This window comes from Nocardia coffeae, from assembly GCF_019890715.1.
Taxonomy (GTDB): Bacteria; Actinomycetota; Actinomycetes; order Mycobacteriales; family Mycobacteriaceae; genus Nocardia; species Nocardia jiangxiensis.
On record NZ_JAINZY010000001.1, the window covers coordinates 1,485,653 to 1,508,725 of the forward strand.

At 67.4% G+C, this 23,073-nt stretch carries 11 protein-coding genes; 3 read left to right on the forward strand and 8 right to left on the reverse strand.

Annotated elements, in window-relative coordinates:
• The first annotated feature begins 80 nt into the window (after positions 1–80).
• Both K7711_RS06410 and K7711_RS06415 read left to right on the forward strand, forming a co-directional pair.
• Positions 81–3,374, forward strand: a complete 3,294-nt coding sequence (locus tag K7711_RS06410) for an arabinosyltransferase domain-containing protein (RefSeq protein WP_308014495.1) — start codon at positions 81–83, stop codon at positions 3,372–3,374.
• Positions 3,375–3,468: 94 nt separating this feature from the next.
• Positions 3,469–6,840, forward strand: coding sequence for an arabinosyltransferase domain-containing protein (locus tag K7711_RS06415; protein ID WP_222965662.1), 3,372 nt, complete (start codon positions 3,469–3,471; stop codon positions 6,838–6,840).
• A gap of 51 nt (positions 6,841–6,891) precedes the next feature.
• Here the strand turns inward: K7711_RS06415 and K7711_RS06420 are convergent, their stop codons facing one another.
• Positions 6,892–7,092 (reverse strand): DUF5988 family protein, encoded by a 201-nt coding sequence (locus tag K7711_RS06420; RefSeq protein WP_040817300.1) that lies wholly within the window; start codon positions 7,090–7,092, stop codon positions 6,892–6,894.
• Between the two features lie 256 nt (positions 7,093–7,348).
• Between K7711_RS06420 and K7711_RS06425 the strand changes: the two genes are divergently transcribed.
• Complete coding sequence (locus K7711_RS06425) at positions 7,349–9,451, forward strand: class I SAM-dependent methyltransferase (protein WP_235746866.1); 2,103 nt, start codon at positions 7,349–7,351, stop codon at positions 9,449–9,451.
• A 49-nt stretch (positions 9,452–9,500) separates the two neighbouring features.
• Here K7711_RS06425 and K7711_RS06430 read toward each other — a convergent pair whose 3' ends face one another.
• From K7711_RS06430 to K7711_RS06460, 7 genes are all read right to left on the reverse strand, one after another.
• Positions 9,501–11,045, reverse strand: a complete 1,545-nt coding sequence (locus tag K7711_RS06430; RefSeq protein ID WP_222965666.1) for an acyl-CoA carboxylase subunit beta — start codon at positions 11,043–11,045, stop codon at positions 9,501–9,503.
• Entirely contained in the window at positions 11,042–16,315 is a 5,274-nt protein-coding gene (pks13, locus tag K7711_RS06435) for a polyketide synthase Pks13 (RefSeq protein ID WP_222965668.1), read from the reverse strand. Before pks13 ends, K7711_RS06430 begins: the two co-directional genes overlap by 4 nt.
• Before the next feature lie 67 nt (positions 16,316–16,382).
• Positions 16,383–18,305 (reverse strand): long-chain-fatty-acid--AMP ligase FadD32, encoded by a 1,923-nt coding sequence (gene fadD32, locus K7711_RS06440; RefSeq protein ID WP_222965670.1) that lies wholly within the window; start codon positions 18,303–18,305, stop codon positions 16,383–16,385.
• A 143-nt stretch (positions 18,306–18,448) separates the two neighbouring features.
• A complete protein-coding gene (locus K7711_RS06445) occupies positions 18,449–18,859 on the reverse strand; it encodes a hypothetical protein (protein ID WP_222965672.1) in 411 nt (136 codons plus the stop codon).
• A gap of 168 nt (positions 18,860–19,027) precedes the next feature.
• Positions 19,028–19,993 (reverse strand): cutinase family protein, encoded by a 966-nt coding sequence (locus K7711_RS06450; RefSeq protein ID WP_308014496.1) that lies wholly within the window; start codon positions 19,991–19,993, stop codon positions 19,028–19,030.
• 29 nt (positions 19,994–20,022) lie between these two features.
• Positions 20,023–20,556 (reverse strand): DUF732 domain-containing protein, encoded by a 534-nt coding sequence (locus K7711_RS06455; protein WP_222965674.1) that lies wholly within the window; start codon positions 20,554–20,556, stop codon positions 20,023–20,025.
• Between the two features lie 380 nt (positions 20,557–20,936).
• Positions 20,937–22,823: an alpha/beta hydrolase-fold protein gene (locus K7711_RS06460; RefSeq protein WP_372460102.1), complete on the reverse strand. Its 1,887-nt coding sequence runs from the start codon at positions 22,821–22,823 to the stop codon at positions 20,937–20,939.
• Positions 22,824–23,073: the final 250 nt, after the last annotated feature.

Here is a 23,073-nt window from a genome sequence, read left to right on the forward strand (position 1 = left end):
CACCGACACGTGGCCCAGGTCACTGCAAGGTAGAGCCCACCACGAGGATCCGAACAGGTCGATGGCTAGCATCGGGGATCGTGCGCGCTGACTCCCCGGGATTCTCCCGTGTCCGGCTGGTTGCTCTCGTCTCGGGGGTGCTGGCAGTTCTGTTGGCGGTGATCACGCCACTGCTGCCGGTGCGGCAGGATCACGCGACGCTGGACTGGCCGCAGCCGCAGTCGGTGAACGTCGATGCGCCGCTGGTGTCGTATACGCCGCTGGAACTGCATCTTTCGATGCCGTGCACGGTTTTGCGCGAGCTGTCGCACGGGACCGTGCTGTCCACGGTGCCGGTCGAGGCGTCCAAGGCATCGGCCAAGGGGCTGCTGGTGCGGGTGAGCGACGAGCCGGGCACCGGGCGGATGTTCTCGGTGTTGCAGCGCGAGATTCCGGTGCTGTCCGCGCCGGTCGCCGAGGTCGCCGGATGCGGTGAGTTCACCCTCGACTCCACGGTTGCCGGGACGACCGCGACCCTGACCGACGTGCACCGCAAGGACGGCACGCCGTTCACCAACACCGTCGGTGGGGATGTACGGCCGCAGGTGGTGGGTGTGTTCACCGATCTGAACCGCGCCCAGCTCGGCGATACCCATCTGCACGCCGACATCGACGCGCGCTTCTCCTCCTCGCCGACCGTGCTGAAGACCGCCGCGACCGTGGGCGCGGTGCTGTTCACCATCATCGCGCTGATCGCCCTGCACCTGATCGACACCGCCGACGGCCGCCGCCCGCGCCGGTTCCTGCCCGCGCACTGGTGGCGGTTCTCCCTCGCCGATGCGGTGGTGCTGGGCACGCTGGTGCTGTGGCACATCATCGGCGCGAACACCTCCGACGACGGCTACATCCTGAATATGGCTCGCACGGCCGGACATTCGGGCTACATGTCGAACTACTACCGCTGGTTCGGCGTGGCCGAGGCCCCCTTCGGCTGGCCGTACGAGGTGCTGTCCTGGATGACCCGGATCAGCGATTCGAGCCCGTGGATGCGCCTGCCCGCGCTGCTGGCCGGAATCCTGTGCTGGCTGGTGATCAGCCGGGAAGTGTTGCCGCGCTTGGGCGCTCGGGTGCGCCGGGATCGGGTGGCGCTGTGGACCGGCGGGCTGATCTTCCTGGCCGCCTGGCTGCCCTACGACAACGGTCTGCGCCCGGAACCGCTGATCGCCCTGGGCGCGTTGCTGACCTGGGCCTCGATCGAGCGCGCGATCGCCACCGGACGCCTGCTCCCGGCCGCGATCGGCGTACTCATCGCGGCCTTCTCCCTGGCCGCCGGTCCGACCGGACTGATCTGCATCGCCGCCATGATCGCCGGATCGCGTCCGGTACTGCAGATCATCGTCAAGCGCGCCCGGCACGGTTCCGGGCGCGAGGTGTCCGATGCGAAGCGGGGCGGAATCGGTTCGGTCCTCTTGCGTTACGGTTCGGTGCTCGCGCCCGGCGTGGCCGCGGGAACGCTGGTGCTGGTGGTGGTCTTCGCAGATCAGACGCTGGCCGCGGTGATGGAGGCGACCCGGGTCCGCACGATCATCGGGCCCAATGCCGCCTGGTTCGACGAACGCACCCGCTGGGACGCGCTGCTGGCGCTGTCCCCCGACGGGTCGCTCGCGCGCCGGTTCGGCATCCTGGGAATGCTGCTGTGCCTGGCGGTCTGCGTCCTGGTGATGTTGCGCAAGAACGGCAGGATTCCCGGGACCTCGCGCGGGCCGTCGGCACGCATCCAGGGCATCGTGTTCATGTCGCTGCTGCTGATGATGTTCACGCCGACCAAGTGGACCCACCACTTCGGCGTGTACGCGGGGCTGGCCGGTTCGATGGCCGCGTTGACCGCGGTCGCGGTGGGCACCAACGGAATTCGCGCGCGGTACAACCGATCGGTGTTCGCCGCCGGGGTGTTCTTCCTGCTGGCGGTGACCTTCACCGGGTCCAACGGCTGGTGGTACGTGTCGAGTTACGGGGTGTCCTGGTACGACAAGGCCCCGCTGATCCTCGGCAAGGGTTTCTCCACCGCATTCCTGGGGCTGGCCGTGCTGTGCCTGCTGCTCGCGGCCTGGCAGTACTACCGGGAGCCGTACCGGCACAAGGGCGTTGCGGGCGGGACGGGACGTTTCGACCGATTCGCGGTTCAGCCGCTGACCATCGCCGCAGCGGTCATGGTGCTGTTCGAGGTCGCCTCGCTGGGCAAGGCCGCGATCACGCAGTACCCGGCGTATTCGATCGCGAAGTCGAATCTGCGTGCGCTGGCGGGCAATACCTGCGCCCTCGCCGATGACGTTCTGGTGGAGACGAATACCGCGGACTCGCTGCTCACCCCGTACTCCGGTACGGCCGCCAACGGCCTGTCCGGGGACAGCGCCGGATTCACCCCGAACGGCGTCGCCGAGGATCTGACCGCCGACGCCGAGGAGACCTCGACCGGCGGCGCGAACTCGGTCAACCAGGATTCGCAGAACAAGACCACCCGCACCACCTCGGCCGGAACCGGCGGCGGCACGATCGAGCACCCGGGCGTCAACGGCAGTACGGTCGCACTCCCGTTCGGCCTGGACCCGGCCCGCACGCCGGTGATGGGTAGTTACACGACCGGCGACAAACAGCAGGCCCACCTGACCTCGCAGTGGTACGGCCTGGACCTGGCCCGGGCACAACAGGATCCGGCGTATCGGATGCTGGTGGTGACCGCGGCGGGCCGGATCAAGTCGGTCGACAAGGACGGCGTGGTCACCTACGGCCAGGATCTGAGCGTCGAATTCGCCCATCGCGCACCGGATGGCACCGAAACCTCGCTCGGCTCGTTCGTCCCGCTGGACATCGGCGGCGCACCGTCCTGGCGGAACATGCGGATCCCGCTGGACCGAATTCCCGCGCAGACCAACGCCGTTCGCATCGTCGCGGTCGCTAACGACCTGACCGACAAGCAGTGGCTCGCGGTCACCCCGCCCCGCCTGCCGAGGCTGGCGACGCTGGATTCGGTACTGGGCCACCACGATCCGGTTCTGGAGGACTGGCACGTCGGGCTGGCCTTCCCCTGCCAGCGCCCCTACGACCATCGCGACGGCGTGGCCGAGGTCCCGAAGTGGCGCATCCTGCCGGACCGCACCGGCTCGGACGCCGCCAACGCCTGGCAGGACGATATCGGCGGCGGCCCCCTCGGCTGGACCGGCCTGCTCCTGAAAGCCCAAACCGTCCCCGCCTACCTCGACAACGACTGGGACCGAGACTGGGGCTCCCTGGTCCGCTTCACCCCGTACGCCCCGCAATCCACCCCCGCCACCATCGGCGTCACCACCCGGAACAACTGGGGCTGGAAGAAGGAACCGCCCATCAAAGAGAAGTGAGCACCGAAAAACTGCCGCGGCGCAGCGGAGCGCGAAAATACAGCACGACCAGCCGTAGCGAAACGGAGACTGGAATCACAGCTACGATCAGCCGGTGCCCGACGCTGCTACTGCTGTCTTGACAGACCCGACCCCCGCCGCTACTCGAGCGGCGTCCCGAGACTTCCGCACAGCGCGCCTGATCGCCCTGATCGCCGGCATCCTGGGCGCGCTGTTCGCGCTCGCGACGCCGTTCCTGCCGGTGAACCAGACCACCTCCGAGGTGAACTGGCCGCAGAACGGCACGCTCGGCAACGTCGAGGCGCCGCTGATGTCGCAGGTCCCGGTGGATCTGCAGGCGAGTATTCCGTGTTCGGCGGTGGCGAAGCTGCCGACCGGCGCGATGGTGCTCAACACCGCCCCGGCGCAGGGCGATCGCGCCGCGCTCGAGGGACTGTTCGTCCGGGTCACCCCGGACACCGTCGATGTGGTGAATCGCAATGCCATCGTGGCCTCGGCCAAGCGCTCCGAGCTGCGCGGTTGCAGCACGATCCACATCGTCTCGGATATCGGTCACACGTATGCCGCGTTCGGGGGCCTGACCACGCAGGTGGATCAGCCGGGCCCGAACGGGGTGACCACGAAGGCGACCGTGCCGGTCGAGGGCACCCAGGCGGGCGATCTGCGACCGCAGGTGGTGGGCGTGTTCTCCGATCTGAAGGGGGCCGTCCCGGCGGGGCTGTCCTTCCACATGACCGTCGACTCGCGTTTCACCTCCACCCCGACGGTGACCAAACTGGCGGCCTCGATCGCGGCGCTGCTGTGCACGCTGATCGCCCTGGGCGCGCTGGCCCGGCTGGATTCCGGCGACGCGCGCGGCCATCGCCGGATCTTCCCGCGGCACTGGTTGAAGCCGACCTGGGCGGACGGCGCGGTGATCGGCGCGCTGGTGGTGTGGCATTTCATCGGGGCGAACACCTCCGATGACGGCTACATCCTGACCATGGTGCGCGTCGCACCGCACGCGGGCTATCTGGCGAACTACTTCCGCTGGTACGGGGTGCCCGAGGCGCCCTTCGGCTGGTACTACGACGTCATCCAGGCGTTCGCGCACGTCTCCACCGCCAGCCCCTGGGTCCGCATCCCCGCGACGCTCTGCGCCATCGCGTGTTGGATGGTGATCAGCCGCGAGGTGGTGCCCCGACTGGGCCGCGGCGTACGTAACTCCCGCGTCGCACTGTGGACCGGCGGGCTGGTGTTCCTGGCCTTCTGGCTGCCGTACAACAACGGCCTGCGCTCGGAACCCATTGTCGCCCTGGGCGTTCTGCTGACCTGGGTGTCCATCGAACGCGCCATCGCGACCGGACGCCTGATGCCCGCCGCGATCGCGGTACTGGCCGCCGCGTTCACCCTGGCCGCCGCGCCGACAGGATTGAACTGCATCGCCGCACTGCTGGCCGGAATCCGTCCGCTGGTGCGAATCGTGGTGCGCCGCAGACGCGTTCTGGCCGAATCGGGCCGGACTCGGTGGGATCGATCGTTCCTCGGTTCGACACTTCCGCTGCTGGCCCCGATAGCCGCGGCCGGATTCCTGGTGCTGACGGTGGTCTACAGCGATCAGACCTTCGCCGGAATCCAGGAAGCCGACCGGCTGCGCCAGCAGACCGGGCCGAATCTGGCCTGGTACGAGGATTATCTGCGGTACTACTACCTGTTCGTGGAGACCGTGGACGGCTCGGTGTCGCGCCGCTTCGCCTTCCTGGTGATGATCCTGTGCCTGTTCACCACGATGCTGGTGCTGCTGCGCCGGCGCCGGGTGGCCGGCATCGCGAGTGCGCCGACATGGCGGCTGCTGGGCGTGGTGTTCGGGACGATCTTCCTGATGATGTTCAACCCGACCAAGTGGACGCACCACTTCGGCGCGTACGCCGGTATCGCCGGATCGCTGGCGGCGGTGACCGCGGTCGCGGTCTCGGCGACGGCGCTGCGCTCACGCAAGAACCGCTCGATTTTCCTTGCGGCGCTGCTGTTCACGCTGGCGGTGTCGTTCTCGGGCATCAACGGCTACTGGTACGTGTCGAGTTACGGCGTGCCGTGGTTCGACAAAATGGTGATACTGCACGGCATCAAGTCGAACACCGTGATCCTGGTGTTGTTCGGCCTGGCGGTGATCCTGGTGGGCTGGCAGGCGTTGCGCGAGGGCTACGCCAAACCACCCGAGTCCGCGAAATCCGTGCGCGGCAGGCGGATTCGAAAATTCGCCGCCATCCCGCTGACGGTCATCGCCGCCGCGATGGTGCTGTTCGAGGTGCTCTCACTGGCCAAGGGCGCGTACTCGCAGTATCCGGCGTTCTCGCTGGGCCGCTCGAATTTCGATGCGGTGGGCGGTAATTCCTGCGGTCTGGCCAACGACGTTCTGGTGGAATCGAATCCGAACGAAGGACGATTGCAGCCGATCATCGACCGGACGAATCCGCCCGCGAAGGGTGACCCGCTCGCGGGCGCCGACCCGTCCGGATTCACGCCCAACGGCGTGCCCTCGGATCTGAAAGCCGATGCGGTGGAGGTGAAACCAGGCACCGGCAACACCTCGAGCCAGTCGGTCGGCGCGAATTTCGCGGAAGGACAGAGCGCCGGGACCGGCGGCGGTTCGATCCAGCATCCGGGCGTCAACGGCAGTACCGTCGCCCTGCCGTTCGGGTTGGATCCGGCGAAGACGCCGATCATGGGCAGCTACCAGGAGGGTCTGCAGACTCCGGCGCATCTGACCTCGAGCTGGTATCAGCTGCCGCCGCGTTCGGCGCAGTCCCCGCTGATCGTGGTGACCGCGGCCGGGCGGATCCTGTCCTACGACCAGACCGGCGCGATGCAGTACGGCCAGAATCTGGTGGTCGAATACGGTAAGCGCCAGGCCGACGGAACGGTGCTCTCGGAAGGCAGCTACGTGCCGCGCGACGTGGGTCCGGCGCCGTCGTGGCGCAATCTGCGGGTCCCGCTGGACAAGCTCGCCCCCGACACCGACGTGGTGCGCATCGTCGCGGATCGCCGGGTGCTGATCGGCGATCAGTGGCTGGCCTTCACCCCGCCGCGGGTGCCGAAATTGCAGACGCTGAACACCTTCCTGGGTCCGAAGCAGCCGGTGCTGCAGGACTGGGCAGTCGGCCTGCAGTTCCCCTGCCAGCAGCCGTTCCTGCACCGCTACGGCGTGGCGGATATGCCGAACTACCGCATCCTGCCGGACCGCCCGCTCGCGGTGAGCTCCACCGACACCTGGCAGGCCGAGGAATTCGGCGGTCCGCTCGGCTTCACTCAGATGCTGGCGAGCTCCACCACCATTCCCACGTATCTGAAGGACAACTGGGCCCGCGACTGGGGTTCGCTCGAGCGTTACGACCGGTACGTCCCCGACGCCACTCCCGCGGCCATCACGACGGGCACCGCGACCCGCTCGGGCCTGTGGTCTCCGGGCCGCATGCGCTCCTACTGAACCCGAGCGGCAGGCGGCGCGGTCGTCCGCGCCGCCTGCCGCCGGTTCGCCTCAGGGCTCGATGCGCTCGCACCACTGGTACACGGGGAGGTTTCCCTCTGGGGTGTCCTGGTGCCGGGGCGTGACCTTGAAGCGCTCGTAGCCGCCGTGGAACTGCACCCGTAGTTCGATACCGGGCGGGGTGATCGGAACGATGCGTTGTGGCAGGTCGGCGGGCCCGCCTTCTAGTACGGCCTTCGGTGCGCTACCCATAGCTGAAGGCTCTCACATGCGGGAGGGTGGACCGGCCGAATCCGGCAAAGACACTCCGTTCAGCTGTCGTTCAGTACCCCGACGATGACCGTTCAGCACGACCTCACCCGCGTTCCGCGCTCAACCGCGGTCTCGCGCACGAAATTACAGGCATTCCCCGCTCCGGTAGACTGCGGTGAATCCAGACGCGGCTCGGCCGCGCGGTGCCGATGGGAAGGCGTACATCTCCGTGCCGGTCGACGGACAACCCGTGGTCATGCTCACATTCGCCGGTCGTCGGGACCGCATGGAACTGCTGACCGATTATGTGCGAGAAGCATTGCGCCGGGGCATCATCGATGAATGGCACGTCTGGAACTTCTCCCGGAACGATGACGACGACAGTTGGCTGAAATCGCAATTTCCGGTGATCGGGCGCACTCCGGATGATCTGGTCTATTACCCGACGGTCCGGGTGGACACGAATTTCGAGAACACCCGAAAATTCTCCGCCCGGGTACGCGCGGGAAGCGATGTCCATATCGGGATACACCCCTTCTATCCGTCCGCACCGGCCTATGAATTGATCATCGGGGGATGGGCGAACACCCGGACCGCACTCCGGCGCATGGACGTTGCCGACCTGTTCGCGGAACGCGGCGAAGAACCACCCGTGATCGCCCAGAAGGAAACGCCCGGAATTCTTTCCGCGGTGCTGTTCCGCGATATCGAACTCACCATGGACTCGTCGGGCCTGACACTGTCGATCGACGGTAGCCCGGCATTCGAGCACCAGATGGACATGGCGCAGGGCAAGTACGACATCCACGTGAAGACCGGTTTCGGCGCCGCGGGTGAATGGCGATTCCCGGACCGGGAGGACGTCAAGGAATACCTCTACCACACGGCCGGGCGCTCGGAGTCGGGCTGGTCCGAGGCACTGGCGAGCTACGCGAACCGCGCCGAGCACTACGCCGATACGGTATTTCTCAAATGCGATGACGACATCGTCTACATACAATTGGAAAACCTCGCCGACTTTATCCGATTCCGCGCCCGCGAACGCCGGTATTTCCTGGTGAGCGCGAATGTCGTCAACAATGGCGCGTGCGCCGATCTCCAGCAGCAGCAGGGTGTGTTACCGCAGGACCTGATCCGGGTCACCCCTTCCCCGCACGACCATCACCCGTTCCTCTGGACCAGCGCCGCGATGGCGACCGATCTGCACAATTATTTCCTGGACAACCGCGAACTGTTCGAGCAGATGCCCGACCGGCCCGTCCCGTTCAACGGCCGCATCAGCATCAACTTCGTCTCCTGGCTCGGCAGGGATATGTCCTTCATGTCCGCCGACGTGGCGGACGACGAACAGATGCTCTCCGTTCAGATACCGGAATATCTCGGCCGGCAGAATTGCATATACCCGAAACTGCTGGTCAGCCATCTCACATTCTTCACGCAGGATGCGGGGTTCGGCCACGACGCGGTCCTGGGCAGATATCGGCAACTCGCGGAACAGGTGATGGCATCGTCGAACGATGTCGTCGACCACGATGCTCGCCCGGCCCGGTGGACCGTCGAATCACACGAGGAATCGGCGATCGAATGGTCCCGGAAGCTCGACGAGCTACGGCATTCCCTCCGCGAGGAGATAACCAAGGAACTGCGCGATCACGTGACGTCCACCGCCAACGAGATGCTGTGGTCGATCGACGGTTACGAGCGACGTCACCGGCGCAACCTGGCTTTCGCCGCGCAGGCCGTGGCCGCCTCGGACAGCGCCCGCCTGGCGACCGACGAGATGACGACCGGCCAGGTCTTCAACACTCCGTGCAACACCCTGCAGTACGCGTTGTCGCTGTGCACCGGCGACGGTCTGGCCTTGGAATTCGGCGTGTCCACCGGCGGAACCCTGCGGATCATCGCCGCGAACCGCAACGGCGGGGTGTACGGATTCGATTCGTTCCACGGTCTGCCCGAGACGTGGCGGACCGGCTTTCCGGCGGGCACCTTCGCCACCGAGGAATGGCCGGAGGTGGCAGGCGCGGAACTCGTCGTCGGGCTGTTCGCCGATGTGCTGCCGGAATTTCTGGACGAACATCCCGGTCCGGTGGATTTCCTGCACATCGATTGCGACCTGTACAGCTCCGCGCGCACCGTGCTCGAATTGGTCGGGCCGCGACTGCGCCGGGGCAGCATCATCGTGTTCGACGAGTACTTCAACTATCCGGGCTGGCAGCACCACGAGTATCGGGCCTGGAAGGAGTATGTGGCCGCCACGCACACCGAATTCGCCTACGAGGGTTACACCATCGACAACGAGCAGGTCGTGGTGCGCATAACCCACACGACAGGTGAGGACACCTCGCCGCAGGCGTGACCGGTGCCCGCCCACCGGGATGGTGATCGGGCACCCGTGTCGTCGGCTGTTACAGCGGCAGCAGGTGGTGCTTGCGCGGGTTGCGGATGAGCTTCTTGTCGCGCAGCAGCTTCATGGCGCGACGGATCTCCAGACGCGTCGCGGAGGGTTCGATGACCGCGTCGACATATCCACGTTCGGCCGCCACCCAGGGGGTCGCGACGGTCGCGTTGTAGAAGTCGATCATCTGCTTGCGGATGCCCTCGCGCTGCTCCTCCGGCGCGGCGGCGATCTGCCGTCCGCCGATCAGGCTCACGGCACTCTCCGCACCCATGACCGCGATACGGGCGGTGGGCCAGGCCAGATTGATATCCGCGCCGAGCTGCTTGGACCCCATCGCGGCGTAACCGCCGCCGTAGGACTTGCGGATCACCACGGTCACCTTCGGCACCGTGGCCTCGACGAACGCGAACAGCAGCCGCCCGCCGCGCTTGATGACGCCGATCTTCTCCTGCTCCACACCGGGCATGAACCCGGGCGTATCGACGACGTACACCAGCGGAATGTCGTACGCGTCGCACATCCGCACGAAGTGCGAGGCCTTGTCCGAGGCGCGCGCGTCCAGCGAACCCGCGTACACCATCGGCTGATTCGCCACCACACCCACGGCATGTCCGTCCACGCGGGCGAATCCGGTGATGATGTTCTTCGCCGCCGCCCCGCCGACCTCGTGGAAATCACCGTCGTCGAAGATGCGCAGCAGAATGTCGTGCATGTCGTACCCGGCGTTGTCCGAGTCCGGCACGATCGAGTCCAGTTCGCGGTCGGTCTCGGTGACCTCCGGCTCGAGCCCCGGATTGATCACCGGCGGAACGTCCTGGCAGCTCGACGGCATGAAGCTCAGATAGTGCCGCACCCAGTCGAAGGCCGCCTGCTCGTCCTTGGCGATGTGGTGGACGTTGCCGTACTCGGCCTGGCTGTACGCGCCGCCGAGCTCCTCGAGGCTGATGTCCTCACCGGTCACCTCGCGCAGCACCTTCGGCCCGGTGACGAACATGTGCGCACTCTCGGTGGCGACCACGACATCGGTGTTGATCGGCTGGTACACCGCACCACCGGCACAGTTGCCCAGAATGATCGAGATCTGCGGAACCATGCCGGACAGCGGCTCGGTCAGCAGCGCGAGGTTGGCGTACCAGGCCAGCGAGACCACGGCCTCCTGCACGCGCGCGCCGCCGGAGTCCTGGATGCCGACGATCGGGCAGCCGACCTTGGCCGCGTACTGCATGATCATGCCGACCTTGCGGCCGAACATCTCGCCGACCGACCCGCCGTACACGGTCTGATCGTGCGAGAACACCGCTACCGGACGCCCCTCGACCTTGCCGTGGCCGACCACGACACCGTCGCCGTACAGCGAGTCCTTGACGTTCGGGTTGCGCATCAGCGCGCCGATCTCGACGAAGCTGCCGGGATCGAGGAACATGTCTATCCGCTCGCGCGCGGAGGGAATCCCCTTCTTGGCGCGTTTGGCCACACCGGCTTCGCCGGCCGGTTCCTGGGCAAGTTCGAGCTTCTTGCGCAGATCGGCAAGCTTCTCCGCCGTGGTGTTCACTGGGCTCCCTTCGCAATTTCCGCGAGTTTCAGGGTGAGGTCTGCCCCGATCGTTGCGATGCGTGGTTCGTCGATGATCTGGAGATGATCCCCCGGGATGTGGATGATTTCCAGACTCGGGATGAAATCGTCCCAGCCGCCGTCGGGCAGCCGGTCCGCGTAGCGGGGTTCGATCTCGATGATGCCGTCGTGGTAGCGATCGGCGAGGTACAGCACGGTGTCGCCGTCGTAGTGCGACGGGCGGGTCTTCTCGAGGTCCCGGCCGTCCAGCCACGAGGTGCGCTGATGTTCGATGACGCCGCCGGGAATCTTGACGTCGGCGAACTTCATCAGCTCCATGATGATCTGGTACTGCTCCTCGTCGGAGGCCGCGGCCAGCTCGTCGAGCATGTCGTCGTCCAGTTCGCCCTTGATGCCGTAGGTCTTCTGGGCGAACTCCTGGAACCGCTCGACGCGGGCACGACGGCCCTTCGGGCTGTTGTCCTCCGGCTCGACCGGAATCGCGAGATCGATCAGACCGACCAGGCGCACGTCGTCACCGGCGGCGCGCATCACCTGACCGACGCCGAGCGCGAACACCGCACCCAGCGACCAGCCGTACAGCACGTACGGACCATCCGGATGCAGCGCGCGGATCTTGTCCGCGTACTCCCGGGAGCGATCCTCGATCGAGCCCTCGATGCGCTCGAAGCCGTACATCGGGGTGTCGTCGGGCAGCCGCCTGAGCAGCGGCTCGTACACCAGCGTGTTGCCGCCCGAGGGGTGGAAGACGAAGACCGGCAACGCATTCGAGCCCTCGACGGGCGCGCGCAGGGTGCGCACGTAACCGTCGACGTCGCCCTCCTGATGTTCGCGCACGATGTTCGCGAGCTGTTCGATGGTCTCGCTGGTGCGCACGTCGGCCGCGGTGACCTCCGAGCCGAGCCGCTCGGTGAGCCGTTCGGCCAGCTTCTGCGCGGTGGACTCGTCCAACTGCGGAAGCGCGTCGAAGATCCCGCCCGCGGACTTGCCGACGATGGTCGCCCAGGTGGCGTAGGCCAGTCGTTCGGCGGCATCACGCGGTGGGATGTTCGCCTCGGCGGCCTTGGCGATATCCGCCGGAGTCGAATCCGGCTCCGTGGCAGCGGAATTCCCGTCCGAGGATTCGGTTGCCGCAGCAGCCTTTTCGGCATCGGCGTACTTCCCCGCTTCGTCGACCTTGGCCTTCACCGCAGCCGCAGGATCGTGCCCGGCCTCCACAGCAGCCCGCGCAGCGGCGACGAATTCGTCGTCCACCGCGAGCGTTCCGCCCTCGGCGGCCTGCTTCTCCGCCATGGCGACCATCTCGTCGCGGTGCTCGATGGCGTAGTGCAGCACCTTGCCGACCTCGTGCAGGCTGGCATCGCGCACCGCCGCGATCTGCAGCTGCGGAATGTCGAATTCGTATTCGACGCGGTTCTTGATCCGCATGGCCATCAGCGAATCCAGACCCAGCTCCATCAGCGGGATCTCCATCGGCAGATCCTCCACGGCATAACCCATGGATTCCGCGACGATGATCGCCAGGCGCTCCTCGACCGTCTCACTGCTGGCCGGATCCCAGCGCTCACCGAATTCGGCGAGCACGGCCGGACCGTCCTCGGCGGCAACAGCCGGCGCCGCAACGGTTTCCACGGCGGCCGGAGTCGTCGCGACCGGGGCAGCACCTGCCGACGACGAGGTGATCACCGCTTCGAACAACAGCCGGAAAGCGTTGTCCTGCTTGGCATGCACCTGCACCGACGCACCACCGGGATGCGGGGTCAGCGTGGTGGTCAACGTGCCCGAGGCGGGTGCCGGCGAATGCGCCACGGCCGCACCGACAACGGCGTCGGCGAGCACCTGCGACGCGGCGGCGGCGACCAGTTCGGGCAGTCCGGCCACGGCCGCTGCCTGCACCTCCCAGGCGTGCCGGCCGTCCGGCATCGCGACGTGCGCACCCGGCGCCCGGCCGCTGCCCGCTGTAGCCGATTCGCGGCTCGCCGCGGTGGCAGCGAGACTGACCTTGGGCCAATATTCCTTGCGCAGGAAGGCCGTTCGCGGAATGTCGGCGTAGTCACCGTCGCCCAGCAGCGAGGACAGATCGACCTGGTGTCCCTGCACGTACAGCTGGGCGAGCGCGGAGATGATGCCCGCGGACTCGTCCTCCTTGCGCTTGAGCGTCGCGATCAACGCCGCGTTGTGCACTCCGGCAGCGAAGGTGGTGCCCAGAACCTGCATCAGCGCAATGGAATTCGGCGCGAGCTCGAGGAACGTGGTGATCCCGGCGTCCACGGCCTGGCGCACCGCATTGGTGAAGTACACCGAGTGACGCATATTGGTCACCCAGTAGTCGACGTCGTGCACCGGATCCGAACCGGCGCGGTACACCACGCTCTTGTGCACGGTGGAAAACAGATCGACCGTCGGCTTGGTCGGCTCGATACCGGCCAGCTCGGCCGCCAGCTCACCCAGCAGCGGATCCATCTGCGAGGTGTGCCCCGCGCCGCGGGTCTGCAGGACGCGGGCGAATTTGCCCTCGGCCTCGGCCCGCGCGACGATCGCGTGCACCTGATCCGGCGGGCCGCCGATCACGGTGTTGGTGGGCGCGGCGTACACGGCCACCTCGATATCCGGGAATTCCGGCAGCAGCGCGTCGACGTCCTCGGCGCTGTACTCCAGCAGCGCCATGTTGCGGATGTCGGAGTCGGGCAACATCTCGTCGCCCTCCTTCATCAGCCGCGAACGCGCGCAGATCACCCGGACCGCATCCTCGAGCGGCAGACCGCCGGACAGATACGAACCGGCCGCCTCGCCCTGGGAATGTCCGACGATGGCCGAGGGCTCGGCGCCGTGCGCGCGCAGCAGCGCGGCGATACCCAGCTGGATGGCGAACACGCCGACCTGCGAGGTGCCGATATCCCAGTCCTGCGCGTCGTCGAGCATCATCTCGCGCACCGAGTATCCGGCCTCGTCCTGCACCAGTTCGTCGACCTCGTCGACAGTGCGGGAGAAGATCGAATTCTCCAGGTACAGCTGCTTGCCCATCTTGCGGTGGTGCGAGCCGAAGCCCGACAGCACCCACATCGCGCCCTTCGCGGCGGGCGCGTCGGCGGTGAACACACCCTGCCCCGGCTTACCGGTGGCCAGGGCGCGCAGACCGGCGACGGCCTCCTCGCGAGTGGTCGCCACGACGACGCCGCGCGAGCGACCGTGGTTGCGCTTGGCCAACGACCGCGCCACATCGGCGAGCGGAACATCCTGTGCCGCATCGGATTCCAGCCAGTCGGCCAGCTGCTGCGCGGCATGGCGACGACGCGAGGGCAGATAGGCCGAGACCGGCAGGATCACCGGCAGCGCCTCGGTGCGCTCCGCGGTCCATTCCGGCGCATCGGATCCGACGCTCTCGTCGGTCCGGTCCAGGATGGCCTCGGCGTCGGCGACGATATCGGTGGTCTCGTCGTCCAAATCTGTTGTGCCGCTTGCCTCCGGGGCCTGCACCTCGGCGGTCGCGGGCACGTATTCCTGGATCACGACGTGCGCGTTGGTGCCGCCGAATCCGAAGCCGGACACGCCGATCGTGGCCGTGCCGCTGTAGCGCGGGAATTCGGTCGGCGCGTCGACGATCTTCAGATGCGCCTCGTCGAACTGGATGTACGGGTTCGGGCCCGCGAACCGGATGTTCGGCGGAATGACGTTGTGCTGCAACGACATGATCACCTTGGCCAGGCTCGCCGCACCCGCGCCGGATTCCAGGTGACCGAAGTTGGTCTTGGCCGAGCCGAGCAGCGCGGGCTTGTCCTCGTCACGTCCGCGACCCACGATGCGGCCCAGCGCACTCGCCTCGATCGGATCGCCGATCAAGGTGCCGGTGCCGTGCGCTTCGATGTAATCGACTGTGGAGGGCGCGATTCCGGCATCGCGGTAGGCGCGACGCAGCACATCGGCCTGCGCCTCGGGATTGGGCGCGAGCAGGCCGTTGGACCGGCCGTCGTTGTTGATCGCGGTGCCCTTGATCACCGCGTGGATGGTGTCACCGTCGCGTTCGGCGTCCGCGAGCCGCTTGAGCACCACCAGACCGGCGCCCTCGGACCGGATCATGCCGTCGGCGTCGGCGGAGAACGCCTTGATGTGCCCGTCCTTCGCGAACGCCCCGATGGCGTCGAAACCCAGCGATCCCGCGGGCGCGAGCAGCATGTTCACCCCGCCCGCGAGGGCCAGGTCGGCATCGCCCGAACGCAGATCGCGCACGGCCTGATGCACCGCGACCAGCGCCGAGGAGCACGCGGTGTCGACCGCGACCGACGGGCCGCGGAAGTCGTAGAAGTAGGAGACGCGGTTGGAGATGATCGCCGAGGAACTACCGGTGATCGCGTAGGCGTCGGCCGAGGCGGGCGCATCCGGATCGGACTTGCCCGCGCCCAGCACCGCGAGCAGCTGGAAGTCGTTGGTCGAGCTGCCGACGTACACGCCGACCGACTCGCCCTTCAGCCCGTTCGCGGGAATCCTGGCGTGCTCCAACGCTTCCCAGGTCAGTTCCAGCATCAGCCGCTGCTGCGGATCCACCCGCGCCACCTCGACCGGCGACATCGCGAAGAACTCGGCGTCGAAGCCCTTGACGACGTCCTGGTCCAGATAACCGCCCAGGGTGTTGGCCGCGGCCACGGCCCCGGCGACCTCCGGATCGGCGGTGAACTCCGACCATCGGCCCGGCGGCAGATCCCGGATGGCATCGCCGCCGCCGATCAGGAATTCCCACGTCGACTCGGGCGTATCGCCCGCGCCCGGCAGCCGGGTGGACAGGCCCACGATCGCGATGTCGTGCGCCGCGCCCGGCTGATATCCGGCGGTATAGAAGGAATCGTCGGTGGTCTCCTCGGGAAGTTCGGGCTCCCCGTTGATGATTCGCTCCGCCAGCGAGGCGATCGTCGGATGCTGGTACACGATCGTCGCGTTCAGCATCACGCCGGTCAGTTCCTCGACATCGCCGCCGAGTGCGATGGCATCGCGCGAGGCCAGGCCGAACTCCTCCATCGGCCGGTCCACCGTGATGCTCTCGATCGGCTGTCCGGTCGCATCGGCGACCCAGCGCTGCAACCACTCGCGCAGTTCGGCCACCGACATCTCGGCGCCCGCGGCGGGCTGCGAATCGCCCGTCTTCGCTACTGCCGCAGTCGATTCCGCGTTCTCGCTCGACGCCGCGGCGGTGCCTTCGGCAGACTCCGCGTGCGCAGCGTCGGTCTGGGTCGTCTGGGTGCCCTCGTTATCAGCCATCAATCCTCAAGCTACCTGTGTCCGGGTGGTGCGCGGGCAGGGAACGACGGCCGACATCGCCGTCACGTCACTCTTCATCGGGTGCATCGGGGAATGCCTGCTGTGTGTAACCGCCACGCAGCGTGCCTTCCAGATACGAGGCCTTGCAGGCGCGGCGGGCGATCTTGCCGCTCGAAGTGCGGGGGATCGAACCCGCCGGAACCAACAGTACGTCGCGAACGGTAACACCGTGCCGCTGCGAGATCGCACCGCGTACCGCATCGGCGATCGGCAGCGGATCGGCCTTACCCGCACCCGGTCCGCGCTCGGCCACGACGACCAGCTGTTCGGAGGAGTCCTCGGGATCGAACTGCAGACCCGAATGGCTGCCCGCCTCGAACACCTCGGCCGGCAGCTGATTCGCGGGCACCGAGAAGGCGGCGATGAAACCGGGGCGCAGCGCGTTGCTGGCCTCCTGCGCCGAGTACTCGAGATCCTGCGGGTAATGGTTGCGGCCGTCGACGATCACCAGGTCCTTCACGCGGCCGGTGATGTACAGCTCGCCATCGATGTACACGCCGTAGTCGCCGGTGCGCAGCCAGATACCGTCCTGCGGCGAACCCTCGGCGTGCGAGCCCTCGGGCTGCCGGTGCGTCAGCTGGTTCTTGAAGGTCTTGCGAGTCTCCTCGTCCCGACCCCAGTACCCGATACCGATGTTCTCGCCGTGCAACCAGATCTCACCGACCCGGCCCTCGGGCAGCTCGCGCGCGCCCTCGGCGCTGTCGATGGAGTCGCCGTCGACGATCGCCGCCCACTGCGACAGCGCGATGTAACCGCAGCTGACCTGCGGGATCGCGTTGGGCGTGCCCTGCTCGACCTTGACCACGCGACCGGCGTTGAGCTCGTCGCGGTCGACGTAGATGACCTTCGCCTCGTCCTCGTGCCGCGTCGCGGAGACGAACAGCGTCGCCTCGGCCATGCCGTAGCAGGGCTTGATGGCCGTCTTGGGCAGGCCGTACGGCGCGAACGCCTCGTTGAACTTCTTCATCGAGGAGGTCGTCACCGGCTCACTGCCGTTGATCAACCCGATGACGTTCGACAGGTCCAGCGTCTCGCCGTTGCGCGGCAGGCCACGGGCGGCGGCGTGCTCGAACGCGAAGTTCGGCGCCGCGGCGAAGGTGCCCGCACCGTCGGATACCGCGGCCAGTTCCTTGATCCACCGGTACGGACGCCGCACGAAAGCGCTCGGGGACATGATGGTGATGTACTTGCCGCCGATTGCGGGCAGGATCACGCACAGCAGGCCCATGTCGTGGAACAGCGGCAGCCAGGTGACACCGCGCGAATTCCAGTCCAGATTGATCGCGTTGACCATCTGCAGCAGGTTCGTGCCCACCGCGCGGTGGGTGATCTCCACACCGGCCGGAGTGCGCGTCGATCCCGAGGTGTACTGCAGGTACGCGATATCGTCGACGTCGACCTGGGGCACGACCCATTTGTCGCCCAGGGCATCGGGCACGGCGTCCACGGCGATGATGCGGGGACGTTGCGCGGCAGGCAGGGCACGGAAGAGCTGGCGCACGCCGGCGGCGGAGGAGCTCGCCGTCAGGATCGCCGAGGGCTCGCTGTCGGCCAGCACCGCATGCAACCGGTCGGTGTGACCGGGCTCGTCCGGATCGAACAGCGGCACCGAGATGCAGCCCGCGTAAATCGCGGCGAAGAAGGAGATCACATAGTCCAGACCCTGCGGCGCCAGAATCGCCACTCGATCGCCCGGCTTGCTCACCTGCTGCAGGCGCGCGGCCACCGCGCGCAGCCGGACACCGAATTCCTTCCAGGTCAGGTCCTGGTACTCACCGTCGCGCTCACGTGAGTAGTCGATGTATCGATAAGCAAGAGTGTTCGCGTCATTGCGGGTGTGCTTCTCGACGTAGTCGACCAGGGTACGACCCTCGGGAATTCTGATGTTCCCGGTTTCGTCCAGGTAGTCGTCGAAAGTCTCGTCCGTCATTCCTTCTCCTCCGAGGCACACGCAGCACGGCGCCATGGCCGCTGATACCTGTGAGGCCCCGACTCTCTTACGCCCGCGGCCGCTCTTCGTGCAAGAGCCTGCCTGCAGCTTTGTCGGCGGTCTGCGCGGTGACCGCCTATCGGTTAGATGTATTCAAAACCAGAGACATGGTACAGAGCGGGCACCGTGGCAGTCAGCTCAGCGGACCCAACCTGTTGCGGACCACACCCCGTGGCCCGATTCCGCTCTGCTGTCACGATGTCGCCACCCCGTGACGACGAAATCTCCGGCACGAGGACATCCGTCCGGGTCGGAAACGCTCCACTATAGAACATCGACCCGTCCCGAAACACGTTACGGATATCTTCGCTGATCTCACCGGATGTGCCGATCACCACAGTCGGCGAGAGACCGGCGCCGATGCGCGGGACACGTTCGGTGAACGCGTCCACATCGCCCCGGTGCTGATTGCCCTCGCCTGCCGTCACGGGGAGCACCCGCGGCGGCGTGCCCGGCGCGGTCGTACGACCGGCCGGTGCAGCGACTTGTGTCATGAACCCATGCTCCTGACCCTGCGGAAATCGGTGCGACGCCGGTCGGTCCCGATGGAACCGGCTCCGGCGTCGCGATCAGAGGTGCACTTTACAGCCTATGAGGCGAACCGAGTGGTTCTCGCCGGGTACTCCCTGCGAGGACTCCCGATGAGGACCTCGCGAACCCGCTCACGAGTGCTTCGGATACGGCGCACCCTTGACCAGACCCTCGGCCCAGCCCGCGGTCCACTGCGTCGCGGTGGTGCGATCGCTCGCATCGACCACGAACGAGTTGTACAGGCTGTGGATCGGATTCCCGGCCGCGCGGACCAGCGTCAACGCACTCGGGATCATGTTGGCCGGCGTCAGCGCCTGATTCGGCGCATCGCAGATCAGATCGCCCTTCGCGCAGATGGTGTAGGTGCGGTCGGCCACCTTGCCGAATCCCGCACGCGCCCCGGTCATGCTGATGCCCGGCACGCTCAGCCCCTTCAGGGTGACCTCCGCGCCCACGCCCGCCGGCACCGGGCCGACCTCGATCGCCTGTCCGGGTCCCGGCTCACGGCGGCCGTCGGCGATGAGCATCACCCCGAGCACCTGATCGGCCGGAACCGGGCCCTTGTCCGCGCCGATATCGGCCGCGATGTCACCGGCGATCACCGCGCCCTGCGAGAAACCGGCGATCACATAGGTGGTCAAGGGGCATTTCTGGTACATCGTGGTCAGTTCGGCCACCGCCCGCGAGGTGCCCTCGGACCGGCTGACGTTGTACGAGGCCTGACCGTCCGGCGGGAAGGCGATCGGATTGGAGAACTGCGCGACGTACGGGACGGTGTAGACGTCCAGGCGACTACCCGCGTACTGCTGCTGCACCGGTTTGGTGACGTTCAGCATCAGTGACGCCGGATTCGCGGTCGGATTGTGCGGATCGTCGTTGCTGCTGGACTCCCAGGTGCCCGGAATCGCCAGCAACTGCACGTCCGGACAGGAAGCCGATTGCGAGGTCGGCTTCTTGGTCGTTCCCGGCGGCGTCGGCACGGGCACGTGCGAACACCCGGCCAGCATGTACCACAGCAGAATCACGATGACGACGATCACCGCGAGAGCCGCGAGCACCGTCAGACATCCCGCACCCCGGCGTCGCCGTCCGCGCACGCCCCTGCCGTATCCCGAACGTCGCGGCGTCACTTGTTGCAGTACGTCTGGTTGGCTACATCGACATAGATCTGGCCGAGCTGAGCGATCGGCATCTTGTTCGGATCATAGGAAGGATCCTGACCGGCCATCGCGTTCACGTAGGTCTGGATCTCCTGCGGTGACACGTTGCTCTTCTTCGCCTGGCAGACGTAGTTGGCCACGGCCAGCGGGATGTCCGGGGAGGACACCGAGACCCCGCGCGCCTTGAGCGCGTCCAGGAACGCCTGATCCTTCGCGGTGATCTTCGGGGTGGCCAGCGTCGGCGTCACGGCGGCCGGTGGCTGCTCGCTCGTGGTCGTCGTGGGGGCGGCCTTCGTGGTGCTGTCGGCGACGCTGGGCGCGGACGTCGTAGTGGTCGCCGCGGCCGTGGTGGTCGAGGTCTTCAGCGTCGGCGTGCTCGATGCGGTCGAGTCGTTGCCGCCACAGCCGGTGAGCAACAGGACGGAGGCGATCGCGACGGCCGCACCCGCGGCCACACCGCGTCCGGCGAGGCCGGCAGCCTTTCCACTGGTCCGAAGCATGAATTCGTATCCTCGATCTGGGTCAGGGCAGAAGGTCGCCGTCCAGGCTAGCCGCATCCACGAAGAACCCCCACCGTCCACGGCCCGCGAACAGCGAGGTTCGCGCCCGGACAACCTCGAGGTCCGCGGCCAGACGCCTCGTTACGCCAACCCCAGACAACACCAACCCCAACGTCCGCCGCCACACAATCTCACGGTCCGCACCCGGACACCTCGTTCCGCCAACCCCGGACAACGCCCACCTGTTCGCGGCCCGTCTCGCCGGTCGGACGCGTGGCGGGTGCGAGGAACGAGTACCCGACACGGGGCCGAACGGTGAGACTCAGGGGGCCGCGAACCGCCGGAGCGAAGCGGAGGCCAAAGACACAGCGGAGGCCAAATTACAGCCCGTGGATTTCCGGTTTTCCGTCGTGGAACACGATGAAGCCGGTCTGGAAGTTCTGCTGTACGCCGCCGGGGACCGGGAACTCGTCGCTGATCGGGTAGCCGAGCTTGCCGTGTTCGAAGCCCTGCCGGCCCCAGGCGTCCATGATCGGTCCGTTGCGTACCGCCCACGCGCCCGAGAGCGGGCTCCAGTAGATGTTGCCGCCTTCGAAGCGGCTGATCCGTCCGGCGTTGGCGACCGGCTGTTCCTCGGCGATCGGGAAGCCCAGGAAGCTGTTCTCGAAACCGAGCTGCGCGTACTTGCCCAGGATCAGCCCGAGCACCCGATGGGCTCCGGTCTTGGCGCTGAAGTACATCGGGCCGTTCTGGAAGCCCTGCACCACACCGTCCCGGTTCGGCGTCCTGGTCTCCGGTCCGGTCGGATATCCGGCCGGGCCGCGCTCGGATCCCTGTTTGCCCCACGCCTCCAGGATCGCCCCGCGCACCACCTGGGCGCCGGTCTGCGGAGTCCAATAGATCACGCCGTTGCGGAAGCTCTGGAAACGTCCGTGGCCGTCGGGCAGCGGGCGTTCGTCGGAGACCGGAAGTCCCAGTGGCCCAGCGGGTCCCGCGGTGGCCTGATAGGTGCCGCTGATCGCACCGGCCACCGGATGCGCACCGGCGGACGGGGACCAGAACACCTGGCCGCCGTGGAAGTCCTGCGCGCTGCCACCGGCCACCTGGTATTCGCCGGTGGTGCACGGGCCGAGCCAGGTGCCGATCTTCGCCGCGCCCGCGATCGCGCCGCCGGAGTTGCAGGCGGGGGCGTCGGCCTGCAGGCCGAGCGCTTGTGCGGCCTGCGGCCAGGACTGTCGCATCTCGAAATCCCAGTACGGCCACGAGTGCGTGCCCGAGGGGCGATATTCCGTGGTCACCGGGATCGCCAGTTTGTTCAGCTTGCTGACGAAGTTCTGGGTGGTCAGGCGGGACAGGATCTCGAGGCCCATCCCGGTGACGTTCGTGCTGACCCCCGGCGCGAGGCCCGACGGCGTGTCGAAGGTGCCCGCGGTGCCCGCGCCCGCCGAGACGTACAGGCTGATTCCCTTCAACTTCTCGGCGAGACCGGCGGGATCGTGTGCGGCCCATTCCGAGCTGGTCGGCGGACCCCACATGTCGTTCGCGTCGAAACCGCCCGCATCGCGCATCGCGAACATGATCGCCTGCGGCATGCCCAGCGTCGTGGTGGTCAGGAAGCCCGAATACGAGGCCGCGTACTTCACCCAGTTCGGATTGCGTCCCGCCAGGAACATCGCGGCCGTGCCGCCCATCGACAGACCCTCGACGCCGCGCACGGCCGTGGCTCGCCACTGGTTCTCGAGGACGGGGGACAGTTCCTTGGTCAGGAATGTCTCCCACTGATAGTTCTTGCCGTTGTCCTGGCGCGCCCAGTCGGAGTAGAAACTGGACTGCCCGCCGATCGGCAGTACGACCAGCGCATCCTTGTCGGCGTAGAAGTCGATCGCACCGGCGTCGTGGGTCCAGCCGCTGAAATCGTCGGTCGCGCGCAGACCGTCGAGCATGATCAGCTGCGGGAAACGCATGTCCGGGTGGGTGTACCAATCGCGCGGCAACAGCAGCTGCACCTGAACCGGCGTTGCCATCGACGGCGAATTGATCCACAACGAAACCCACCGGCTCGTCAACCACACCACCTTCTGCACGCTCGCCCCACCCGGCAGCGGGGCCGGCGCGGGCGCGGGCTTGGCCTGCGGCGCGGGAGCCGGTTGCGCAGCCTGCGGCGCGGGAGCCGGAGCGGCAGGCTGCGCAGGCGCGGCCTGTGGCGCCGGAGCAGCAGGTGGCGGGGCAGGCTGTGGCGCGGCCGGGGCAGGAGCCGCAGGCTGCACGCCCGCCGCCGGTGTCGCCCCGGGCGCTGGTGCAGGCGCAGCCGGGGCGGGAGCAGGCGCGGCATGGGCCGGAGCGGGAGCCGCAGGGGCCGGAGCAGGTGCGGCCGAAGCCGGGGCCGGAGCCGGAGCAGCCGGTGCGGGGGCACGAGCGGGAGCCGTGGCCGGAGCTACTCGGCCCGGAGCGGGCCCCGCCGGGGCAACCGGTGCCGGCGCAGGCCGGGATGGCCCCGCCGGCGCCGGGGCAGGTGCT

Bases quoted from the DNA above. Each gene is read 5' to 3' on its own strand.
- K7711_RS06445 (WP_222965672.1), bottom strand. From the start codon at position 18,859: ATGACACAAGTCGCTGCACCGGCCGGTCGTACGACCGCGCCGGGCACG.
- pks13 (WP_222965668.1), bottom strand. From the start codon at position 16,315: ATGGCTGATAACGAGGGCACCCAGACGACCCAGACCGACGCTGCGCAC.
- K7711_RS06420 (WP_040817300.1), bottom strand. From the start codon at position 7,092: ATGGGTAGCGCACCGAAGGCCGTACTAGAAGGCGGGCCCGCCGACCTG.
- K7711_RS06455 (WP_222965674.1), bottom strand. From the start codon at position 20,556: ATGCTTCGGACCAGTGGAAAGGCTGCCGGCCTCGCCGGACGCGGTGTG.
- fadD32 (WP_222965670.1), bottom strand. From the start codon at position 18,305: ATGACGGACGAGACTTTCGACGACTACCTGGACGAAACCGGGAACATC.
- K7711_RS06425 (WP_235746866.1), top strand. From the start codon at position 7,349: ATGCTCACATTCGCCGGTCGTCGGGACCGCATGGAACTGCTGACCGAT.